The following is a 21361-nucleotide window of genomic DNA, read 5'->3' on the forward strand; positions in this document are numbered from 1 at the left end:
GGGCTGTTCTCTGAAAACAACTTGCTGATGACAGGCCCGAGTTGGCCGAAGTCACAACGATGACGCCCCGTCGGCATGCGGGAGTTGGTGCACAACACCGATAGCTTCAACAAAATGTTGCGTGTTCGGATCGGGGTGCAAGGTCAACCGAACGGCATGGTGCGAAGGAGTCATCCATCGTGAACAGCCCGCACGACCAGCTCGCCGAGTACATCCAGCAGGGCGTCATACCCCCCTACCAGTACTCGTATCCGCCCCGCTCCACCTACCGGCCGCTCGACGAGAGCGCCTGGGACATCCACGACGTGTGGGCGAGGGACCTGGCCAACCATCCGGTCCCCGAACTCAACCTGTATCTGCACGTCCCGTTCTGCCGCTACAAATGCGGGTTCTGCAACCTCTACACGGTCATCTCCACCGACGAGGACCTGTACGACGCCTACACCGACGCGCTCTGTACGCAGCTCCGCGACCATGCGGAGGTCATCCGGGCGCGCCGGCTGCGGACCGTCTACATCGGCGGCGGCACGCCCGCGCTGCTGTCGACCCGGCACTTCGAGCAGATCTTCACCACCCTCGGCGAGATCTACCCCAACTGGCGTTCCACCGTCGAGGAAGTCGCCCTGGAGGCCGCACCGGACTCCATCGTCGCCGACCCCGACGGCTTCGGGCGGCTGCTCGACATGGGCCTGACGCGCGCCAACATCGGCATCCAGTCGCTGGTCCCGCAGGAGATCCGCGAGGCGGGGCGGGGCCAGGCGGGCGAGGACGTCATCCGCCGGGCCGTCGAGATCGTCCACGAGCGCGGACTGCCGGACCTGTCGACGGACCTGATCATGGGGTTCGCCGGGCAGACCCCCGAGACCTGGCGCCACTCGGTGGACGAGCTGGCGAAGCTCGCGCCGACGACCATCTCCACCTACTTCCTCACGGTGCGACCGGACGCCTGGTTCTCCCGGACCGGCGCGTACCAGTACATGTGGAAGCCGGAGCTGTACGAGCGTTACGACTACGCCCGCGAGGTGTTCACCGCCCACGGCTACGTCCAGGAGGGCTCCGTCCGCTACAAGAAGCCCGGGCGCGGCGGCTATGTGCAGAAGGTCCTCACCTTCCACGGCGTGCCCCTGCTCGGCCTCGGTGTCGGCGCCCGCTCCTACAGTTCCGTCCTCGACTACATGACCGGCAGCGTCAAGCCGTCCCTGAGCGAGGTCGCCGACTACATCGAGAACGCCAGGGCCCACCGCCTTCAGCCCACGACGGGGTTCGCCCTCACCCCGGAGGAGATCGTCCGCAAACGGCTCGTGCTCGACACCTTCGACCTCGATTTGTCCGAACTCGACCGCTTCGGCCTGGATGCAATTGCCCCCGAAGTGGACCAAATCCTCGACGCGGCCCAGGCCAACGGGCTGCTCCACCGAGTCGGCCCGCGCCGCGTCCAGCTGACGCCCAAGGGCTTCAAGTACCGCGACATCCTGTCCTGGATGTTCTACTCCGACCACATAAAGAAGCTCGACCGCGAGTACTACGAGGGCCTGCACGAGGCCAACACGCGGGCGCGCAGGAACATGGGTACGCCTGTGCGCATCACCGGGATCGGCACCGCACGGGAGACGGTGTGAGCGACCTGTTCATCGCCGCGGGCGGCGGCGGGGACCCCGTGGGTACCGCGATCACCGCGGCGACCGTGGGCCGTGTCCTCACCGGCACACCCCTCGGCGAGACCACGATCGCCACGTACGCCTGGGAACGCCTCGAAGTCGACCCCACCCCCGGCCCGCTCGGGGTCGTGCACTTCGCCGACCTCGCACACCATGCGGGCATGCAGGTGATCGCCCCCACCACGCGGCCGATCCCGCCCGCCGGCTCCACGCTGCCCGCCCTGGCGGCGGACCTGCCGGCGCGCCTGGCCCTGCTCGACCCATGGCAGGGACTGCCGGCACTGGTCGAACAGATCCGACGCCTCGTGGACGCCGGACACGACCACGTCCGCATCGTCGACGTCGGCGGCGACATCCTCGCGCACGGCGACGAGGACACCCTGTGCAGCCCTTTGGTGGACGCCCTGGTCCTGGCCGCCTGCCGGCTCGCCGGGGTGCCCGCGACCGTCTACGTCGCCGGGCCAGGAGCCGACGGGGAGATCCCCCAGGCCGACGTCTTGGACCGCCTGGACGGCGACGCGCTCACTCCGCTCACGCACGACGTGGCCGCGGTCCGAACCGCCCTGTCCTGGCACCCCTCGGAAGCCTCCGCCCTGTTCGCGGCGGCCGTCGACGGCGTACGCGGACCGATCCGCACGGTGAACCACCTCATCCCGCTCACGGACGCCTCCGCCCGCATCCACTCCACCACCCTGGACGATGCCCTCGCCCACAACACGGTCGCCACCCACCTGCTCGGCGTACTGCCGCCGACCCTGGAGGCCGCCGCCGACCTCTCGGCCGAGCTCACGCAGATCCATGAGCTCGAACGGGAGCGCGTCGCGGCAGCGGAGCCGCAGGCACCCGCCCGGGCCGCGCTGCCCTGGACGGAACAGGCCGCGTGGCAGGCGATCCGGAGCGCGGCACAAGGTGCCCCGCACGTCAGCCTCCGCTTTGCCGCCCACGCGCTGGGTTTGACTTGGCGTCAAATTTCCTACCTGCGTGCGCTGTTGGGTGCCGAGGGGGCGGTGCTGAACTTGGCCTGAGGCGTGCGCTCGACGTCGATTCGGTGCCGTGGCACTTCGCGGCACCGAATCGGCCGGACAGGTCGCGGTATTTGATACCTCGTCGGTACACCGTCGTACTCAACTGTCAAAAGGGACATAAACGGGGCGCTATCGGCTGGGAGTCGTGAAGGTTTTCACGTCGATGTGACTTTCCCCATTGCGCCGCCGTAACGGTCCCGTGAGTCTCACGTGGAACATGCGTCCGAAGAACTGTTATCCCGGGCTCACCGATCGATCTCCCAAGTATCGGACAGCATCGTTCGGCGTCGAGGACAGGGAAGTTTTGATGAGTACAGAGCGCACTACGGAGTCGGTGGCACTGGTGATCGCTGCCCGCAGCGGCGAGCCGGCGGCTCAGGACGCCCTGGTCAGCGCCTACCTCCCGTTGGTCTACAACGTCGTGGGACGGGCACTGAACGGCTCGGTCGACGTCGACGACGTCGTGCAGGACACGATGCTGCGTGCCCTCGACGCCTTGGGTGGGCTGCGTGCTCCCGAGAACTTCCGCTCCTGGCTCGTCGCCATCGCGATGAATCAGGTGCGGGCGCACTGGCACGCGCGGCAGTCGGCGCCGGGCGGAGTCGAGGAGGCCGAGGATCTCGCGGATCCGGGCGCCGACTTCGTGGACCTGACCTTGATGCAGCTCCAGCTGTCCGGTCAGCGCATGGAGACCGCGAGGGCGACCCGCTGGCTGGAGCCGGACGACCGGGGGCTGCTGTCGCTGTGGTGGCTGGAGTGCGCCGGCGAGCTGACGAGGGCCGAGGTCGCCGAGGCCCTGGAGCTGTCCCCGCAGCACGCGGCGGTCCGGGTGCAGCGGATGAAGGCGCAGCTGGAGGCGGCCCGCGTGGTGGTGCGGGCCCTCGACGCGCGGCCGCGCTGCCAGGAGCTGCAGGGCCTGCTTGCCTCGTGGGACGGCCGGCCCTCGGCGCTGTGGCGCAAGCGAATAGCCCGGCATGCCCGTGGTTGCTCGCATTGTTCCGGTTTGTGGAGCGGGTTGATGCCCGCCGAGGGGCTGTTGGCCGGTCTGGCGCTGGTCGCCGCGGCACCCGCACTGCTGGAGGGTGTGCTCTCCGCCGCCGGCGGTATGGCCTTGGCCGGCTCGGCGTCCCAGCTGAGCGCGTCGGGAGGCCACGGCGGGTCGGGCATGGGAGCCGGCGCCCGGTCCGCCTCCCGTACCGCCGCGCGTCGACGTCGCCGCAACCGCCGCCGGGCCGTCGGCGGCGCCGTCGTGGCGGCCTGCGTGGCGGGCGGCGCCCTGTGGTACCTCGACACGGACCCCGGGAACGGGAAGGAGGACGCGGCCGCCGCGCGCAACCCCGGCGCTCCCGCCGCCGAGCTTTCGGAACCGAGCCCCCTCGAGACGTCCCCGTCGGCCTCGAAGTCGCCGTCCCCGTCCGCCTCGCCCTCGAAGAAGGCGAGCCCCTCCAAGTCGCCCAGCCCCACGAAGAAGAGCGCGCCGGACCCCAAGCCCTCCTCCCGGCCGACCCGGACCGCGTCCAGCACCCCGCAGACGCAGGCCGCCCCGTCGGGTGCCGTCGCGCAGGTGGTCGCGCTGGTCAACAAGGAGCGGTCGGCCGCCGGCTGCGGTCCGCTGTCGCAGGACTCCCAGCTGAACCAGGCCGCGCTGCGCCACTCCGAGGACATGGACGCCCGCGACTTCTTCGACCACACCAACCCGGACGGCGCCGACCCCGGGCAGCGTGTCACCGCCACGGGCTACAAGTGGTCCACGTACGGGGAGAACATCGCCCAGGGCCAGCAGACGCCCGAGGCGGTGATGGATTCCTGGATGAACAGCCCGGGCCACCGCGCCAACATCCTCAACTGCTCGTTCAAGGACATCGGCGTGGGCATTCACAAGGCTTCCGGTGGCCCCTGGTGGACCCAGGTCTTCGGCGCCAAGCAGTGAGGCCCTGGCCGGCGGTCACAGCATGACGTGCTTGACCTGCGTGTAGTCGAGCAGGCCGGTCATGGAGAGGTCGCTGCCGTACCCGGAGTGGCCCACGCCGCCGTGCGGCATCTCCGACACCGTGGTGCCGTGGGTGTTGACCCAGACGATGCCGGTCCGCAGCGCACGGCTCGCCCGCATCGCCCGGTCGTGGTCGCGGGTCCAGACGCTCGCGGCGAGTCCCTGGGTGACCCCGTTGGCCAGGCGGAAGGCCTCGGACTCGTCGGTGAAGGGCTGGACGGTGACGACCGGCCCGAACACCTCGCTGCGTACGATCTCGTCCTCCTGCCGCACCCCGGCGACCACCGTGGCCCGGTGGAAGTAGCCGGGACGGGGCAGCCCCGTGCCACCCGTGACCACCTCGGCGTGGTCGGGCAGCCGCTCCAACAAGCCACTGACGCCCGCAAGTTGAGCGGCGTTCGCGAGCGGACCGAAGTCGGCGCTCTCGTCGTCCGGGGCACCTGGCAGCAGTCGGGCGGCCCGGTCGGCGAAGAGGTCCAGGAAGGTGTCGTGGATCCGCCGGTCGACCAGGATCCTGGTCGCGGCCGTGCAGTCCTGGCCCGCGTTGTAGTAGGACAGCGACGACAACTGCTCGACCGCGTCGTCGAGATCGGCGTCCGCGTGGATCAACACCGGTGCGTTGCCGCCGAGTTCCAGGTGCAGCCGCTTGAGGTCGGCGGCTGCTGCGGCGGCGATCTGCTGCCCCGCGCGGACGCTTCCGGTCACGGCGACCAGCCGGACGTGCGGATGGCCGACGAGGGAGCGTCCGGTGTCGCGGTCGCCGCACACGACGTTGAGCACGCCGGGCGGCAGGTGCTCGGCGGCCAGCCGGGCGAGGAGCGAGGCCGACGACGGCGTGGTGTCGGACGGTTTCAGGACGACCGTGTTGCCCGCGGCCAGCGCGGGGGCGATCTTCCACACGGCCATCATCAGCGGGTAGTTCCACGGGGTGATCTGGGCGCAGACGCCGACCGGCTCGCGCCGCAGCACCGAGGTGCGGCCCGGCGTGTACTCCGCGGCGGCAGCGCCGGGCAGGTTGCGGGCGGCTCCGGCGAAGTACCGCAACACGTCCACGATCGCGGGCAGTTCGTCGCCCAGGAACAGAGCGCGCGGCTTGCCGGTGTCGGCCACCTCGGCGCCCGCCACCGCACCGGCCTCCCGCTCCAGGGCGTCGGCGATGCGCAGCAGTGCGGTCTGCCGCTCGGCCGGAGTCGTCAGCGACCAGCCGGCAAAGGCCTCCTCGGCCGCCCGGCAGGCCGCGTCCACGTCCTCCGCACCGGAGAGCGGCGCCGTGCCGTGCAGCAGTCCGGTGGCCGGGTCGATCAGCCGGAGGGTGGCGCCGGAAGCGGCCGGCACCTCCTTTCCGCCGATGTGATTCAGGACGGTTGCGAGGTCGTCGGTGTCAGCCACGGCGCAGTACCTCCTCGGCGGCGCCGCGGCCGGTGCGGACGGCGCCCTCCATGTATCCGGCGACCCACTGGTCGGAGCCGCAGACGTAGAACGGCGGTTCATGGGTGCCGTGCAGGGGGCCGACGGCCATGACCTCGCCGGGCGGCCACTGGGTGACGTATCCCTGGGTCCACGGGTCGGTGCCCCACAGCCGCAGATGGCAGGCGGTCGGCCGGAGGGCCTCGTCGCCGAACATGCCGGCCATCTCGGCGAGCAGTTCGGGCGTGCGCAGATGGGCCGGCGTCCCGAGCAGGACGCCGTACCGCTCGGGCGGGATCAGGGCCGACAGGACGCCCTCGTTCTGCGGCCAGGTACTGCCCAGCACACCCTCGGCCTCGGACAGGCCGTTCAGGTCGGCGTCCCGCCAGAAGGGGCGGTCGTACACGGCGGCGAACTTCGCGGCCGTCGCGTGACGTTGCCTGTGCAGCGAGGCGAGCCGGGCCTCGCTGACGCCGCTGATGGCGACGTCCCGCAGCGGTCCGACCGGCAGTGCGCTCACCACCGCCGTCGCGGTGAGGACCTCACCGGTGACCAGGCGCACCGAGCAACGGTCGGGGCGGATGTCCAGGGCGGCGACGGGGGCGCCCAGCCGGATGCGCGGGCCCAGGTCGCGGCCCATCACCTCGGCGAGCGTCGCCGAGCCGTCCGCGAGCCGCAGCCCCTCCCAGTCCTCGTAGTCGTAGTCGCCCGTTCCCGAGCCGGGCACCGCCGCGCTCTTGCGCAGCGCGGCCAGCAGGGAGATGCGCTCGTACGAGCCGCCGGCCAGGGCGAGTTGGCCGACCTCCCACAGGCGCACCACCGCGGGCGTGGCGTGCCGGGAGCGCAGCCAGTCGGCCACGGACAGCCGGTCCAGGGCGCTCGCGTCGGGATGGGACCATGGATCGTCGGGGTCGACCGTGGCGGCGAGCGCGGCGAACTCCGCCCCGAGCCGCTCGTGCAGGGCCGCGTCGCCGGGGCCGAACCAGTGCGGGGGATCGCCGGCCGAGTTGCCCTCCGGCGTGGCACGGGTCATGCGGCCGGGTTCGGCGACATAGCTGGGAACCAGCTCCAGGCCGAGTTCCTTGGCCAGTTGCAGGTACGCGGTGTGGGCATGGCCGACCACCTCGCCGCCCAGCTGGACGAAGCGGCCGTCGGGTGTGCGGGTCTGCTCGACCCGGCCGCCGACGCGGTCCCGGGCCTCCAGGACGAGCACGTCGGTGCCGGCGGCGGCCAGGTCCCGGGCGGCACACAGGCCCGCCAGACCGGCGCCGAGCACGATCACGTCGTGATGCATCAGCTTCGCTTTCATGACAAGAGTTCGTTCGACAGAGCCCGTTCCACCGTGCTCTGTCGACAGAGCCCGTAAGAGCTCGTGAGGGGACAGGAGGTCAGGCGAGGACCAGACAGTGCTCGGGCCGCCAGCCGAACTCCACGGTTTCGCCGCCGCTCCAGCGGTCCTCCATGCGGGCACGGGCCGTGTTCTGCTCCAGCACCGACAGCGTGACGCCCGGGGCGAGTTCGATGAGGTAGGTCGTGGTCGGGCCGCTGTAGACGGTCTCGCGGATCACGCCGCTCAGCATCGACATGCCCGGTTCGAAGTCCGACAGCCAGATCTTCTCGGGGCGCACGGACACGCTCACGGCAGTGCCGTCCGCGATGCCGGAACGGGGGCCGACGGGCAGTGCGGGCCCCTTCTCCAGGGCCACCTCACCGCCCCGGTAGGTGCCGGTCATCAGGTTGGAGGTGCCCATGAAGGAGGCGACGAAGCCGGTGGCGGGGTGCTCGTAGATGTCCTCGGGGGTGCCGCACTGCTCGATACGGCCGGCGTTCATCACTGCGATCCGGTCGGACATGGTCAGCGCCTCGTCCTGGTCGTGGGTGACGAAGACGAAGGTGATGCCGACCTCGCGCTGGATCTGCTTCAGCTCCACCTGCATCTGCCTGCGCAGCTTCAGGTCGAGCGCCGCCAGCGGCTCGTCGAGCAGGAGCACGGCCGGACGGTTGACCAGCGCGCGGGCGAGCGCGACGCGCTGCCGCTGCCCGCCGGAGAGGGTCCGGGGCCCCCGGTCCGCGAATCCGGCGAGCTGGACCAGGTCCAGCATCTCCCCGACGCGCTGCCGGATCTCGGTCTTGGCCACGCCTCTGCGCTTGAGGCCGAAGGCGACGTTGTCGGCGATGCTCAGGTGGTCGAACAGGGCGTAGCTCTGGAAGACCGTGTTGACGTTGCGCTTGTTCGGCGGCAGCGCGGTCACGTCCTCACCCGCGAGCAGCACCGATCCCTCGGTGGGGTCGCTGAACCCGCCGATCATGCGCAGCGAGGTGGTCTTGCCGCAGCCGGACGGGCCCAGCAGGGAGAAGAAGTGCCCGGCCTCGATGTCGAGGTCCAGGTGGTGCACGGCGTAGGAGTCGGCGAACTGCTTGGAGACGCCGTCGAGCCGGACAGCGGGGGTCGCGTCCATGGAGTCACTCTCCGGAGAGGATGTCGAGGCCGCCGCGGCGGCCGAAGAGGCGCGGGATGAACAGGGCCAGGGCGATCAGGGCGATGGATCCCGCGAGCATCAGCGTGCCGACCGCGTTGATGGTGGGCTGCACCCCGAAGCGGATCGCCGAGTAGATCCGCACCGACAGCGGCTGCGGGTCGACGCCGGTGGTGAAGTAGGCGAGCACGAAGTCGTCGAAGACCAGCGCGAAGATCAGTACGGCCGCGGCGAGCACGGCCGGCAGCAGGGCCGGCAGCGTCACCAGCCGGACCGCCTGCCAGCGCGTGGCGCCGAGGTCCATCGCGGCCTCCTCCACCTCCGGGTTCAGTGCGGCGACCCGGGATCGGAGGATCACCGTGACGTAGGAGATGGAGAAGGTGATCTCGGCCAGCATCACGGTGCCGGTGGACAGCGGTATGCCCAGCCCCTTGAACAGCAGCATCGACGCCACGCCGGTGACGATCTCCGGAGTGATCAGCGGCACCAGCATGATCAGGCCGGCCAACGAGCCGAGCCGGGTGCGAGACCTGACCAGACCGAGGGCCAGCGCCACCCCGAGCAGCACCGAACCCGCCATCGCCACCAGGGAGATACGCAGACTGGTGCCCAGGGAGGCGATGAGGACGTCGTCGTGGACGAAGGCGCGATACCAGCGCAGGCTGAACCCGTCGAACACGGTCAGCGACTTCTGGGAGTTGAAGGAGAACAGCGCCACCACCGCGATGGGCAGATAGAGCAGCGCGAAGAACAGCCCGGTGACGGCGATGAGACCGCGGGGCCTGCGGTTGGCGCGGCCGCGCCGGGTGCGCGTCCGGGCCTTCGGACGGGCCGCGGGTGCGGTGGCGGTCGGCAGCTTGAGCAGGGTCATCCGCGGGCCTCCGCCTCGTCCTTGCGGGTACGCCGCAGATAGCCGAGCATCCCGACCAGCAGGACCAGCATCAGCAGCATGGTGAGCGCGGAGCCCAGCGGCCAGTTCTGGCCCTGGAAGAACTTGTCCTGGATGAGGTTGCCGATCATGATCTGGTCCGGGCCTCCCATGAGCTGGGCGCTGACGAAGTCACCCATGGCGGGCAGGAAGACCAGGACGAGCCCGGCCGCCGCGCCCTGCCGGGTGGCGGGCAGGGTGACGAAGAAGAAGGTGCGGACCGGGCCGCCGTACAGGTCGCGGCCGGCCTCGATGAGGGAGACGTCCAGCCGTTCCAGGGCCGCGTACAGCGGGATGATCATGAAGACGACGAAGCCGTAGACCAGTCCGGCGACCACGCCGAGGCCGCTGTTGAGGATCTTCGTTCCGCCGTCGGCGATCCCGACCGCGCGCAGCGTGCGCAACACGGGCCCGTCGTCGGAGAGGACCACCGACCAGCCGTACATCCGGACCAGGTAGTTGGCGAAGAACGGTACGACGATCGCGGCGATCAGCGCGTGCTTGTACCGCCCGCCGTACAGGGCGATCGTGTACGCCACCGGATAGGCGATCAACAGCGAGATCAGGCAGGTCAGCAGGGCGTAGCCGAGGGAGCGGGCCAGGACCTCGGTGTAGGCGGGGTCCGCGAGCGCACGTACACCGGCGAGGCTGAAGCCGAAGCGGGGGTTGCCCAGTTCGTCGGTGGTGCCGACCGCCAGGACGCCGACGAGGACCAGCGAGGCGATCAGGAAGCCGGTCATCCACAGCGTGCCGGGCAGCATGAGCCAGGTCCAGATACGGGTGCCGTTCGCATGGGGGCCGCGGCGGGCGCGTGAGGAGGGTCGGGGCAGTGCCATGGATCAGCCCGCCTTCACATGGGTCCAGGCGGCGTCGCGGGCGGCCTGGGCCGCGCTGCCACCGTTGCGGAAGAACACGTCGGCCTTCAGGTCGTCCTGGGTGACCAGGCACTCCGGGAAGGGCTCGACCAGGTCGGCGTAGGTCTTCTCGGTGCCCGCGACCGGCATCGGGTAGCCGATGTACTCGACGTTCTTCTTAACGTTCTCCGGCCGCAGCATGTAGTCGATGAACAGCATCGCGGTGCCGGGGTGGGGCGCGTTCCAGGGAATGGCGTAGCAGTCGGAGTTGATGGGAGTGCCCTCCTTGGGGGCCTGGAACCCGAACACCGACGGGTCCTTGGCCTGGTTGAGCATGGCGGCCATGTCGCCACTCCACGCCTGCTGGATCAGCGCGTTGCCGTTGAGGAGGTTGTTGTAGCTGTCGCTGGAGAAGCCGCGCAGCCGCGGCCGCAGGGTGCCCAGCAGGGAGGTGATGCGGTCGAGGTCGCCGGTGTCGCCGGTGCTGACGTCGAGACCGAGGGTGAGCGCGCCCATGCCGAGGACCTCGTCGCGGTCGTCCAGCAGGAAGACCTTGCCCTTGGCCCGGTCGCTCCACAGGTCCCGCCAGGAATCGGTGAGCTCACCGATCTTGTCGCGCCGCCAGCCGATGCCGGTCTTGTACGCGGTGAAGGGGACGGTGTGCGCGGAACCGGGGTCGTACCACGGGTCCGCGAAGTAGTCGTACGTTCCGAATATGGCCTGGGAGTGGGCGAGCCCGGAGTGGTCGATGCGGCGCAGCCGGCCTCCGCGGACCAGACGCTGGGCCCATTTGGCCGTGGGGAAGATGATGTCGTAGCGGTTGCCGGCGTTGAGCTTGGCGACCATGCCTTCCATCGAGTCGAAGTTCGACTGGATGACCTTGACGCCGTACTCCTTCTCAAAGCCCTTGAACACGGACGGGTCGACGAAGTCGGCCCAGTTGAAGTAGACGAGATCGCCGTCGACGCGCGCCTTCACGGGCGCCAGCTGCTGGGCGTCGGGCGTTTTCGCGGGCATGAACCCGCAGCCGCCGGCCGCGGCGCCCAGCAGGCCGAAGGCGCCTGCCCGCAGTACGGCGCGTCGGGACGGCGGTATTGCCTCGGGGGACATGAACGTCCTCTCCGTCGAGGAACGGCACAACTCCAGGGCGGGACCGGCTGGTCGGCTCACTTCAGGCCCTGATTCCGCAGTGAAGACCGGTCTGGGGAGGTGCGTACGCGCGTCAGACTGCGCGCGGTAAGGCTGCACGGAGGCCGGCGGTGGCCTTGTGCGGATGCGCCGAACGCGCCGCGCCGAAGGGCGTCACCCGGCGTCCCCCTCCAGGTCCTCCCGGACGCGGCGGGCGAACCAGCCGACAGCGGCCTCGCGCTGTGACAGCGGACCCGGCTCGAAGCCGGGGGTGCGCATACCTGCCTGCACGCGCTCCACCAGCTCGGCGTCCTCGTCGTTGGTGACCCAGCCGATGTGGATGTTGATCCGCCGGGCCAGCCGGGTACGGAAGCTCTCCCCGTGCCGGGTGTAGAAGCCGCCGGGAATCGCCGCCCGGTCCTGGGCGGTGGGCAGGGCGGTCCACGCGAGCACGTGGTCAGGGTAGAAGTCGATGAGCGTATTGGGATAGATCACGGCGTATCGCCACACCCTCCGGTCGGCCTCGGTGAGCCCCGGCATCGGGGTCGCCAGCCGCTGGTAGAGCCGCTCGGTCCAGTTCGAGGACGGCTTGTCGCGCAGCGGTGACTCGAAGAGTACGTAGTTCTCCTGCACGTCCACCGTGTACGCCTGGTAGTCGAGCAGTCGCATGAGGGAGGGGTGGGCCACGGGGACGTGGTAGCCCTCCAGATAGTTGTCGACGATCACCTTCCAGTTGGCGTTCTGCTCTTCGCCGTCCGCCACGTCATGGATACGGTGCTTGCCGACCGGGACCAGGCCGGGCCCGGCGTAGTGCCCGACGGACTCGGCCAGCCCCGCGCAGCTCTCGGCGAGCGGGGTCGCCTCCATGTCCAGGTTGACGAAGACGAAGCCGAGGAAGGACTCGACGTTGACCGGGTGCAGTCCGAGCCGGGGCTTGTCCAGGCAGGGGATCCGGCGGGCCTCGGGGGCCCCGACCAGCCGTCCGTCCAGCTTGTAGGTCCAGCCGTGGTACGGGCAGCGGATCGCCTTGCCCGACGGTTCGGGTTCGGTGACCAGGCGGGTGCCGCGGTGCCGGCAGACGTTGAGGTGGGCGGCGAGGCCGCCGTCCTCGGTGCGTACGACCAGCACCTCACGGCCGGCGGCGGTGGCGGTGAGCCGGGCGCCGGGGCCCGGGAGGTCGGACTCGTGGCAGACCAGCTGCCAGGACTTGGCGAAGATATGGTCGGTCTCTGCCTCGGCGATGGCCGGATCCGTGTAGTAGCGGGCGGGCAGCGCTTCCCCGGGGTGCTCAAGGGGCGACTGGGCCGGCTGGGGCGACTCCGGCGGGGGAGCGGAGACAGCGTCTGCCCGTGTGGTCGAGGGATGCATTGGGGTCCTCCTCCGCGCCGCTTCGGCGGCGATGGGCGGTGAGGGCGAGGGCCGGTACGGACGGCCGGTGGGGCGCCGGGTGTGCTCGAAGCGGGGCGCCGGACCAGCCGCGATCCGGCTGACTGATTGGTTAGTCAGAGTGGGACCATCGCGGGGGCAAGTCAAGACTTGTGGGCTGACTAATTAGTTAGTTAGTCTCCTGGCAGGCGGATGACCCGGGCCCCGCAGACCGATGCCCAGGCGCATTCCGCAAGCCCGCGGACCACCGTCCGCGCCACAGCGGGCGTCCGGATCCGGACACCCCGCACAGCTCCCGCCCCCTCACGTCACGGCACCGGAGCATCCGCACCCACGTCATCCCGACTCACGTCATCGCCGCGCCACCCCCGTCTCCGGACCACCCGGGAACGGTGCGAACCCGGAGGCACGCATGATCGCTCGCCGCAGTCTTGTATGGCTCGGCCTCACGCCGGAGCCCGAACTGGAACTGCCCACCGCCGTGGCCGCCCTGCGCGCCCCGACGGACGGCAGCCCGCCGCCGGCTCTGGTCACCGCCGAACGACACCGCGTCGAGCGACTCGTACTGCGCGGCACCCACCGCGGCTGGCTGCGCTACCTCGGCGAAGTCACCGACCTGGTCGTCGAGGCCGCCACCGGCTCCGGTGCCGCCGATCCACGGGCGGCGCTGGTGGCGGGCGAGGTCGTCCTCGATCACCACCGCATGCTGATCGGCCTGCCCGGGGCCGGTTACGCCCGCACCGCGACGCAGCGGCGGGATCTGGAACGGGCGCTGGGACTCCTGCGAGCCCGCCGTGCCCCCGCCCGCACCGGACACCACCAGCCCAGGAGCACCGTATGACCCGCGTGTACTCCCTCCTCCCCGAAGGACACCACGGCCTGCTCGCTCCGCTCGGGGGCAGCGAGGACATCCACGGCTACCTCGCCGTGGGCGGTTACGCGCCGCTCGTCGCGCCCGACCGCCTCCTCGACCGCATCGCCGCTACGGGCCTGCGCGGCCGCGGCGGGGCCGGGTTCCCCGCCGCCGTCAAGCTCCGTGCCGTCCGTGACGCACCACCCGGCCCGCGCGTGGTCGTCGCCAACGGGGAGGAGGGCGAGCCCGGATCCGTCAAGGACCGCTGGCTGCTGCGGCACCGCCCGCACACCGTCCTCGACGGTCTGCGGCTGGCCGCGGCCATGACCGGTGCCGAGCGCGGCTTCGTCTACCTCTCCGACGACCTCGCCGAGCAGGCCGTGCGCGGGGCGCTCGCCGAGTCCGCGCCCGAGGTGCGCATCGACGTCGTACGGACGCGGCACACCTACGTCGCGGGGGAGGAGAGCGCGGTCGTACGAGCTCTCGACGGCGGCCCGGCGCTGCCCACGGCGAAGCCTCCGCGCCCGTTCGAGAGCGGTGTCGGCGGCGCGCCCACGCTGGTCGCCAACGTGGAGACCCTGGCCCGCGTCGCGGTGATGTACTCGCGCCCGGACGAGGCCGACTCCGTCGCCGGGACCCACCTGGTGACCCTCTCGGGCGCCGGCGCCGCCGGTGCCGCGCTGGCCGAGGTCCCCGCCGGGACGCATCTGAAGGTCCTCGCCGACCTGAGCGGACACGGTACGGCCGCTGCGGTCCTGCTGGGCGGCATGTTCGGCGGACTGTACGGCGAGGGCTGGACGGACCTGCCCCTCGACCACGACCGACTCAAGGAGGCCGGCGGAGCCCTCGGCTGCGGAGCGCTGCACTTCCTGCGCCCCGAGGACTGCCCGGTCGGCGTGGCCGCCGAGGCCGCCGCCTATCTGGCCGCGCAGAGCGCCCGGCAGTGCGGGGTGTGCGTGTCCGGCACCGGGGCGCTGGCCGGGACCCTCACGGCCGCGGCCCGCGGCGAGGCGGGCTACGACTCCGTCGACAAACTGCGCCGCTGGTCGCAGCAGCTGCCCGGCCGCGGGGCCTGCGGTCTGCTGGACGCCGCCGCCCGCGTCGTCGGCAGCCTCCTCGCCCACTTCCCCGACCGGATCGACGCCCACCGCCGCTCCGGCTGCCCCGCCTGCGAGGGCGCGGCAGCCGAGGACGGGCGCCGGTTCACGGTGCCGGTGCCCTGAGCCGCATCCAGGCCCCGTACGCCCTCCGACCCCGCCGCACCGAAAGGACCGCACCATGAAACTCCTGCTGGACTCCACCCGCTGCCAGGGCTACGGCCTCTGCCAGGAACCCGCACCCGAGCTGATCGACCTCGACGAGTGGGGCTATGCGCAGATGCGGGCGACCGACGTGCCGCAGGGTGACGAGGAAGCCGCCGAGGCCGCTGTCGCCGCCTGCCCCAACGCTGCGCTGCGGCTGGTGAAGTGACATGGGACGTGACCTGTCGGCCCTCTTCGACCCCGTATCCGTCGCCGTCGTGGGGGCCAGCGACGACCCGGCCAAGTACGGCCACGCCATAGCCGCCCAGGCCATCCGCGCCAACGGTCGTCGCCCCGTGCACATGGTCAACCGCCGCGGCGGCACGGTGCTCGGCCGCACCGTCGCCCCCAGCCTGAGCGCGATCGGCGAGCCCGTCGACCTCGCGGTGGTCTCCGTGCCCGCCGCCGGTTTCGAGGACGCCGTCGACGAGGCCCTGCGGTGCGGAGCCCGGGCGATCGTCGCGATCACCGCCGGTTTCGCCGAGACCGGCGACGCGGGGCGGGTACGGCAGCAGGCCGTCGCCGAACGCGTACGCGCCGCCGGTGCCGTGATGGTCGGGCCCAACTGCCTGGGGATCGCCGACAACACCACCGACCTCTTCCTGGCCTCCGACACCTTCACACCAGGCGGCGTCGCACTCCTGAGCCAGAGCGGCAACCTCGCCCTCGAACTCCAGCTCCGCTTCCGCCCGCACGGCCTCGGCTTCTCGCGGTTCGTGTCGCTCGGCAACCAGGCCGACGTCACCCTCGTCGACCTCCTCGCCGACTGTGCCCGGCACGAGGGCACCCGGGCCATCGCGGTCTACGCCGAGGACTTCGGCGACGGACGCGCCTTCGCCGAGGCTGCCGCCGACGCGGGCAAGCCCGTGGTGCTGCTCACCGCCGGACGTGGCGACGCCTCAGCGCGCAGCGCGCAGTCCCACACCGGCGCGCTGACCACTTCGGCCGACGTCGTGACCGCGGCCTGCCGGGACACCGGTGTGGAACTCGTCGCCACGCCCCGCGAACTCACGGTGGCCGTGGCCGCGTTGAGCGGCCCTCGACGGGCTTCGGGACGCAGGGTCGCCGTGCTCACGGACGGCGGCGGACACGGCGTCGTCGCCGCCGACGCCGTCGAGGCGGCCGGCCTGAGCGTGCCCGAACTCCACGAGCCGACAAGGCAGGAGCTGAGGGAGGCCCTCTGGGAGCAGTCGGCCGTCGCCAACCCCGTGGACCTCGCCGGGATGGGTGAGCAGGACCCCGGCTCCTACGCGGAGACGGTCGCCGCGCTGCTGGCGGCCGAGGAGGTCGACGCCGTGCTGATGACCGGCTACTTCGGCGGCTACGCGGCGGCCGAAGGCGGGCTCGGCGGAGGCGGCAAGGCACTTGCGGACGGGGAGGAGGAGGCCGCCCGCCTCATCGCCGCCCGGCACCGTGCCACCGCGAAGCCGCTGGTGGTGCAGTCCATGTATCCCGAGTCCCCGAGCTGCCGCACCCTCGCCACCGCGGGCATCCCGGTCTTCGCCGCAACCGAGGATGCGGCCCGCGCCCTCGCCGCGACGGCACCCGTGGAACAGCGCACCGGTGTCACCCCCCTTCCCCGGCCGGCACCCCCGCTGGGCGAGAGCGGCTACATGGAGACGCGCCGAGCCCTCGAAGAGGCCGGACTCGCCTTCCCCGCAGCCCGCGAGATCCACGACGAGACCGAACTGCTCGCCGCAGCCGAGGAGTTCAGCGGCCCGTACGTCCTCAAGGCCCTCCATCTGCTCCACAAGTCCGACGCGGGTGGAGTGGTACTCGGCCTGGCCGGACCCGACGAACTGCTCGCCGCCTTCCGTGAGATGCACGCCCGGCTCGGCGCCTCCTCCTACTCCGTGGAGGCCATGGCCGACCTGACCGACGGCATCGAGCTGATCGTCGGCGTCAACCGAGACCCGCGCTTCGGCCCGGTCGCCATGGTCGGCCTGGGCGGAGTGCTGGCGGAGGCCCTGCACGACGTCGCCTTCACGCTCGCCCCCGTGCCCGCCGAACGGGCCGTGAGTCTGCTGCGCGGACTGCGCACCGCCGCCCTGCTCGACGGGGTGCGGGGCAAACCGCCCGTCGACGTGGAGGCGGCCGCGAAGGCCGTGGAGGCGATCACCGCGTTCGCCGCCGCCCACCCGGAGATCGCCGAGATCGAGGTCAATCCCCTTCTCGTACGCCCCGACGGTGCCCTCGCCCTCGACTCCCGCGCCGTACTCGCCTGACCCGCCCCACCCCGCACGCCGTCCCCCGACCTGACCGAAGAGGCCCCCATGGACATGCGCTACACCCCCGAGCAGGCCGACCTCAAGCGCCGCGCCGCCGAGTACGCCCGCCTGCTGATGCGTTACGAGGACCAGTCCGAGCAGGCCGGCGGCCCCCTGCCGCAGCAGCTCGTGACCGAACTGACCCGGGCCGCCATGGACGCCGGTGTCTACGCCATCAACATGCCCGCCGAATGGGGCGGCGCCGGACTCAGCCTGCTCGACCAGGTCATCGTCGAGGAGGAGTTCGGCAAGGTCACCAACTGCCTCTGGGACATTCCCTGGCGGCCCGCCAACGTGCTGGCCTACGGCGACGAGCGGCAGCGCGAGAAGTACCTGCTGCCCGTGATCCGGGCGGAGAAGTTCGACGCGTTCGCGGTGACCGAGCCGGGCGCGGGATCCGACCCGTCCTCCGGCACCTCCACGGCCGACCGCACCGACGGTGGATGGGTGCTCAACGGCGAGAAGTGGTTCGTCACCTGCGGCGACATCGCCGACTTCCTGCTGGTGCAGGCGGACGCCGGCCCCGAGCGGCAGCCCACGCTGTTCTTCGTGGACCGGGCCGCGCCCGGCGTCGAGATGACCCGGGTCCCGCACTTCATGCACTCCGCCGTCAACGGGCACCCCGAGTTCACCTTCACCGACGTCTTCGTGGCCGACGAGGATGTGCTCGGCGGCGTCGGCAACGGCTACGAGCTCACCAAGGAATGGTTCACCGACGAGCGCCTGATGATCGCGGCCCGTACGGTCGGCGCGGCCGAGCGCGCTCTGCAACTCGCCCGGGACTGGGCCGTGGAGCGCGAGCAGTTCGGGGCGCCCATCGCCTCGTACCAGCTGATCCAGCAGATGCTCGCCGACTGCGCCGTCGACATCGCCGTCAACCGTGCCTACACCCACCAGGTGGCCTGGGAGGCGGACCAGCCGGGCACCGACCGCAAGACGCTGCACGCCAAGGCCTCCACCGCCAAGCTCGCCGCCAGCGAGGCCGCCGGCCGGGTCGCCGACCGCTGTCTGCAGATCTTCGGCGGCCGCGGCTACGACCGTACCTACCCCGTCGAGCGCATGTACCGCGAGCTGCGCGTCGACCGGATCTGGGAGGGCACCTCCGAGATCCAGCGGCTGATCATCGCCAACGAGCTGATCAAGCGCGGCACGCGCGCCCTTGCTCTGCCCACGCCCTGAAACCGCCCACCCGTCACATCACCGCACAGCGAGGACTTCCATGGACTTCCGTCTCACCCCGCGCCAGGTTCAGCTCAAGGCCGACGCACGCGCCCTCACCGACTTCATCGCCGGCTTCGAGATCCAGTGCGAGGAGGACAACGGCCTGCCCGCCGACGCCCACACCAAGGTCCGTGACGCCGTGCTGGACGCCGGTCTCCAGGCCGTCAACATGCCGGCCGAGTGGGGCGGCGCCGGACTCACCATCGCCGAACAGGTCACCGTGCAGGAGGAGTTGGGGCGGCTCACCGGCGCCCTTTGGGACATGGTGTGGCGGCCCGCGAACGCGCTGCGGTTCTGCACCCCCGAGCAGCGCGAGCGCTTCCTCGTCCCCGTGATCAACGGCGAGCGGCGCGACTGCTACGCCGTCACCGAGCCCGGCGCCGGCTCCGACCCGCAGAACCTGGCCACCACGGCGACGAAGAACGACCAGGGCTGGGTGCTCAACGGCGAGAAGTGGTTCGTGACCGTCGGCGACCACGCCGACTTCATGATCGTGCTCGCGGCGGCCGGCCCGGAGCGCGCACCGACCCTCTTCCTGGTCGACAAGGACACCCCCGGCATCGAGATGACGCGCGTCCCGCGCTGGATGCACACCTTCGTCTACGAGCACCCCGAGTTCACCTTCACCGACGTCCAGGTCGGCGAGGACGCCGTGCTCGGCGGCATCGGCGAGGGATACGACATCACGCGCTCGTGGTTCACCGAGGAGCGCCTGATGATCGCCGCCCGCACCATCGGCGCGGCCGAGCGGGCGCTGGAGCTGTCCCGGGACTGGGCCGTGGAGCGGGAGCAGTTCGGGGCGCCGATCTCCTCGTATCAGCTGATCCAGGGCATGCTCGCCGACTGCGCCGTGGACATCGCCGTCAACCGCGCCTACACCCACCAGGTCGCCTGGGAGATCGACCAGGCCTCGGCTCAGGACCGCAAGACCCTGCACGCCAAGGCGGCCATCGCCAAGCTCTCGGCGAGCGAGGCCTCGGGCCGGGTGATCGACCGGTGTCTCCAGATCCACGGCGGGCGCGGCTACGACCGCTCGTACGCCGTTGAACGGCTCTACCGCGAGCTGCGCGTGGACCGCATCTGGGAGGGCACCTCCGAGATCCAGCGGCTGATCATCGCCAACGAACTCATCAAGCGCGGCTCGGGGGTTCTGGACCTGCCCAGCGCCTGACCCGCACCGTCGCAGACCACAGAGAGGGATACGGATGACCGACATCAAGCGCGTGGGAGTCGTCGGCTGCGGGCTGATGGGCGCCGGCATCGCCGAGGTCTGCGCACGGGCCGACGTGCCGGTCACGGTCGTCGAGCGCGACGCGGAGGCGGCCCGGGCCGGCCGCCTCCGCATCACCCGCTCGCTCGACCGGGCCACCGCACACGGCAGGCTGAGCGACGAACGACGGGAGACCGCCGAGTCCCTGGTCACCGTCGTCCATGAAGTCGAGGCATTGCACGACCACGACCTGGTCATCGAAGCGGTCGCCGAGGACGAGGCTCTCAAGATCGACGTCTTCACCCGCCTCGACTCGGTGATCACCGGCGACGACACGATCCTGGCGACCAACACCTCCTCCATCCCGGTCATCAGACTCGCCGCCGCGACGACCCGCCCCGACCGGGTCGTCGGCGTGCACTTCTTCAACCCCGTACCGGTCCTGCGGCTCGTCGAACTCGTGCCGTCGCTGCTCACCTCGCCCGGCACGGCGGCACGGGCCGAGGAGTTCGTCACCGGCACCCTCGGCAAGGAGGTGGTCCGGACCCGGGACAAGGCCGGGTTCGTCGTCAACGCGCTGCTCGTGCCCTATCTCCTGGCCGCCGTCCGCATGGTGGAGTCGGGCAGCGCGACCGTCGAGGACGTCGACCGCGGCATGGTCCTCGGCTGTGCGCACCCCCTCGGCCCGCTCGCCCTGACCGACCTGATCGGCCTGGACACCACACGCGCCATCGCGGAGTCGCTCTACGCCGAGTTCCGCGAGCCCCAGTACTCCCCACCCCCACTGCTGTCCCGGATGGTGGAGGCCGGATTGCTGGGGCGGAAGTCCGGGCGGGGCTTCCACGCGTACGACGCACAGGGCCGTCCCGAGGCCGCGGCACCGACGGGGCGGCCGTGAGGGAAGATGGTCATGGCCTACGTCCACGGAACGAGGGGAGCCCGAGGGTGTCCACGAAGGTGCGCACGGCAGACACACGCGAGCGCATCCTGACCGCGGCGTGCGAGGTCATCGCCGACATCGGGTTCGAGAAGATCCGGATGCGCATGGTCGCCGAGCGGGCCGGCGTGTCGACGGCGCTGCTGCACTACCACTTCGACACGCGCGAGAAGCTCTTCACCGAGGCGATGACCCACTCCTTCGCCAACACGGCCGTCGACGTCGAACGTGACGCGGAGACGGCCCCCGTGGCGGTCATCCTGGCCCGCATCCTGCGCAACCTGCTGCCCACCGACCCCCAGCTGACCCAGGACTGGCGGCTCTGGCAGGAACTGTGGGTCCGGGCGCTGCGCGACGAGACCACGCGGGTCTTCGCCGTCGACCTGTACGCCCAGTTGCACGCCTGGGTGGGAGACGCGGTGCGACGCGGTATCGCTTCCGGCGAGTTCACGCCGACCGACGTGGACGAGCTCAGCACCCTCGTCCTGTCCCTCAGCGACGGCTACGGCATCCGCCTCATGCTGCGCGACCCGACGGTCACCCTCGACACGGCGCTCACCTCCATCTGGCGCCATGTCTCCACCGCGCTGGGTCTGCCGGCGACCGTGCCGACGGACTGACGCCCCCAACCCGAATGGCTCAGCGTCGCTGCGCCGGAGGAGGCGAGGGTGGGTGAGTGGTGTGAGCGTGGTGGAAGGGATGCGCGTGAGCACTGCGAC

At 71.1% G+C, this 21361-nt stretch carries 18 protein-coding genes; 11 read left to right on the forward strand and 7 right to left on the reverse strand.

Translation table 11 applies throughout. The annotated features are described in order from the left end of the window. Positions 1 to 179 precede the first annotated feature (179 nt). From ACWGDB_RS25515 to ACWGDB_RS25525, 3 genes are all read left to right on the forward strand, one after another. Positions 180 to 1619: a coproporphyrinogen-III oxidase family protein gene (locus ACWGDB_RS25515; protein ID WP_453824536.1), complete on the forward strand. Its 1440-nt coding sequence runs from the start codon at positions 180 to 182 to the stop codon at positions 1617 to 1619. Then, entirely contained in the window at positions 1616 to 2683 is a 1068-nt protein-coding gene (locus ACWGDB_RS25520; protein WP_453824537.1) for a DUF1152 domain-containing protein, read from the forward strand. The genes ACWGDB_RS25515 and ACWGDB_RS25520 overlap by 4 nt, the downstream gene beginning before the upstream one ends. A gap of 307 nt (positions 2684 to 2990) precedes the next feature. Continuing rightward, complete coding sequence (locus ACWGDB_RS25525) at positions 2991 to 4613, forward strand: sigma-70 family RNA polymerase sigma factor (RefSeq protein ID WP_453824538.1); 1623 nt, start codon at positions 2991 to 2993, stop codon at positions 4611 to 4613. 15 nt (positions 4614 to 4628) lie between these two features. Here ACWGDB_RS25525 and ACWGDB_RS25530 read toward each other — a convergent pair whose 3' ends face one another. The 7 genes from ACWGDB_RS25530 to ACWGDB_RS25560 form a co-directional block, all read right to left on the reverse strand. Then, positions 4629 to 6062: an aminobutyraldehyde dehydrogenase gene (locus tag ACWGDB_RS25530; protein WP_453824539.1), complete on the reverse strand. Its 1434-nt coding sequence runs from the start codon at positions 6060 to 6062 to the stop codon at positions 4629 to 4631. Beyond that, a complete protein-coding gene (locus ACWGDB_RS25535) occupies positions 6055 to 7389 on the reverse strand; it encodes a flavin monoamine oxidase family protein (protein ID WP_453824540.1) in 1335 nt (444 codons plus the stop codon). The genes ACWGDB_RS25530 and ACWGDB_RS25535 overlap by 8 nt, the downstream gene beginning before the upstream one ends. Positions 7390 to 7468: 79 nt before the next feature. Then, complete coding sequence (locus tag ACWGDB_RS25540; RefSeq protein ID WP_453824541.1) at positions 7469 to 8539, reverse strand: ABC transporter ATP-binding protein; 1071 nt, start codon at positions 8537 to 8539, stop codon at positions 7469 to 7471. Between the two features lie 4 nt (positions 8540 to 8543). After that, positions 8544 to 9428, reverse strand: a complete 885-nt coding sequence (locus ACWGDB_RS25545; RefSeq protein ID WP_453824542.1) for an ABC transporter permease — start codon at positions 9426 to 9428, stop codon at positions 8544 to 8546. Next, positions 9425 to 10321, reverse strand: coding sequence for an ABC transporter permease (locus ACWGDB_RS25550; protein ID WP_453824543.1), 897 nt, complete (start codon positions 10319 to 10321; stop codon positions 9425 to 9427). The genes ACWGDB_RS25545 and ACWGDB_RS25550 overlap by 4 nt, the downstream gene beginning before the upstream one ends. Positions 10322 to 10324: 3 nt before the next feature. Further along, entirely contained in the window at positions 10325 to 11449 is a 1125-nt protein-coding gene (locus tag ACWGDB_RS25555) for a polyamine ABC transporter substrate-binding protein (RefSeq protein ID WP_453824544.1), read from the reverse strand. Positions 11450 to 11641: 192 nt separating this feature from the next. After that, positions 11642 to 12835, reverse strand: a complete 1194-nt coding sequence (locus tag ACWGDB_RS25560; RefSeq protein WP_453824545.1) for an aromatic ring-hydroxylating oxygenase subunit alpha — start codon at positions 12833 to 12835, stop codon at positions 11642 to 11644. A gap of 430 nt (positions 12836 to 13265) precedes the next feature. Here ACWGDB_RS25560 and ACWGDB_RS25565 point away from each other — a divergent pair, with 430 nt between their 5' ends. The 8 genes from ACWGDB_RS25565 to ACWGDB_RS25600 are packed head-to-tail and all read left to right on the forward strand — an operon-like array spanning position 13266 to position 21262. Next, positions 13266 to 13694, forward strand: a complete 429-nt coding sequence (locus ACWGDB_RS25565) for a hypothetical protein (protein WP_453824546.1) — start codon at positions 13266 to 13268, stop codon at positions 13692 to 13694. Next, complete coding sequence (locus ACWGDB_RS25570) at positions 13691 to 14929, forward strand: NADH-ubiquinone oxidoreductase-F iron-sulfur binding region domain-containing protein (protein ID WP_453824547.1); 1239 nt, start codon at positions 13691 to 13693, stop codon at positions 14927 to 14929. Before ACWGDB_RS25565 ends, ACWGDB_RS25570 begins: the two co-directional genes overlap by 4 nt. Positions 14930 to 14984: 55 nt before the next feature. After that, positions 14985 to 15176, forward strand: a complete 192-nt coding sequence (locus ACWGDB_RS25575; RefSeq protein WP_362379586.1) for a ferredoxin — start codon at positions 14985 to 14987, stop codon at positions 15174 to 15176. A gap of 1 nt (position 15177) precedes the next feature. Further along, positions 15178 to 17232 (forward strand): acetate--CoA ligase family protein, encoded by a 2055-nt coding sequence (locus ACWGDB_RS25580; RefSeq protein WP_453824548.1) that lies wholly within the window; start codon positions 15178 to 15180, stop codon positions 17230 to 17232. Positions 17233 to 17280: 48 nt separating this feature from the next. Beyond that, complete coding sequence (locus ACWGDB_RS25585; RefSeq protein WP_453824549.1) at positions 17281 to 18453, forward strand: acyl-CoA dehydrogenase family protein; 1173 nt, start codon at positions 17281 to 17283, stop codon at positions 18451 to 18453. A 40-nt stretch (positions 18454 to 18493) separates the two neighbouring features. Then, positions 18494 to 19666: an acyl-CoA dehydrogenase family protein gene (locus ACWGDB_RS25590; protein ID WP_453824550.1), complete on the forward strand. Its 1173-nt coding sequence runs from the start codon at positions 18494 to 18496 to the stop codon at positions 19664 to 19666. Positions 19667 to 19700: 34 nt separating this feature from the next. Beyond that, a complete protein-coding gene (locus tag ACWGDB_RS25595) occupies positions 19701 to 20603 on the forward strand; it encodes a 3-hydroxybutyryl-CoA dehydrogenase (protein WP_453824551.1) in 903 nt (300 codons plus the stop codon). Between the two features lie 47 nt (positions 20604 to 20650). Next, positions 20651 to 21262 (forward strand): TetR/AcrR family transcriptional regulator, encoded by a 612-nt coding sequence (locus ACWGDB_RS25600; protein WP_453824552.1) that lies wholly within the window; start codon positions 20651 to 20653, stop codon positions 21260 to 21262. The last annotated feature ends 99 nt before the right edge of the window (positions 21263 to 21361 follow it).

Source organism: Streptomyces sp. NPDC055013, from assembly GCF_053608645.1.

Bases quoted from the DNA above. Each gene is read 5' to 3' on its own strand.
- ACWGDB_RS25540 (WP_453824541.1), bottom strand. From the start codon at position 8,539: ATGGACGCGACCCCCGCTGTCCGGCTCGACGGCGTCTCCAAGCAGTTC.
- ACWGDB_RS25535 (WP_453824540.1), bottom strand. From the start codon at position 7,389: ATGAAAGCGAAGCTGATGCATCACGACGTGATCGTGCTCGGCGCCGGT.
- ACWGDB_RS25580 (WP_453824548.1), top strand. From the start codon at position 15,178: ATGGGACGTGACCTGTCGGCCCTCTTCGACCCCGTATCCGTCGCCGTC.
- ACWGDB_RS25570 (WP_453824547.1), top strand. From the start codon at position 13,691: ATGACCCGCGTGTACTCCCTCCTCCCCGAAGGACACCACGGCCTGCTC.
- ACWGDB_RS25560 (WP_453824545.1), bottom strand. From the start codon at position 12,835: ATGCATCCCTCGACCACACGGGCAGACGCTGTCTCCGCTCCCCCGCCG.
- ACWGDB_RS25525 (WP_453824538.1), top strand. From the start codon at position 2,991: ATGAGTACAGAGCGCACTACGGAGTCGGTGGCACTGGTGATCGCTGCC.
- ACWGDB_RS25575 (WP_362379586.1), top strand. From the start codon at position 14,985: ATGAAACTCCTGCTGGACTCCACCCGCTGCCAGGGCTACGGCCTCTGC.
- ACWGDB_RS25585 (WP_453824549.1), top strand. From the start codon at position 17,281: ATGGACATGCGCTACACCCCCGAGCAGGCCGACCTCAAGCGCCGCGCC.
- ACWGDB_RS25550 (WP_453824543.1), bottom strand. From the start codon at position 10,321: ATGGCACTGCCCCGACCCTCCTCACGCGCCCGCCGCGGCCCCCATGCG.
- ACWGDB_RS25590 (WP_453824550.1), top strand. From the start codon at position 18,494: ATGGACTTCCGTCTCACCCCGCGCCAGGTTCAGCTCAAGGCCGACGCA.
- ACWGDB_RS25555 (WP_453824544.1), bottom strand. From the start codon at position 11,449: ATGTCCCCCGAGGCAATACCGCCGTCCCGACGCGCCGTACTGCGGGCA.
- ACWGDB_RS25565 (WP_453824546.1), top strand. From the start codon at position 13,266: ATGATCGCTCGCCGCAGTCTTGTATGGCTCGGCCTCACGCCGGAGCCC.
- ACWGDB_RS25545 (WP_453824542.1), bottom strand. From the start codon at position 9,428: ATGACCCTGCTCAAGCTGCCGACCGCCACCGCACCCGCGGCCCGTCCG.
- ACWGDB_RS25595 (WP_453824551.1), top strand. From the start codon at position 19,701: ATGACCGACATCAAGCGCGTGGGAGTCGTCGGCTGCGGGCTGATGGGC.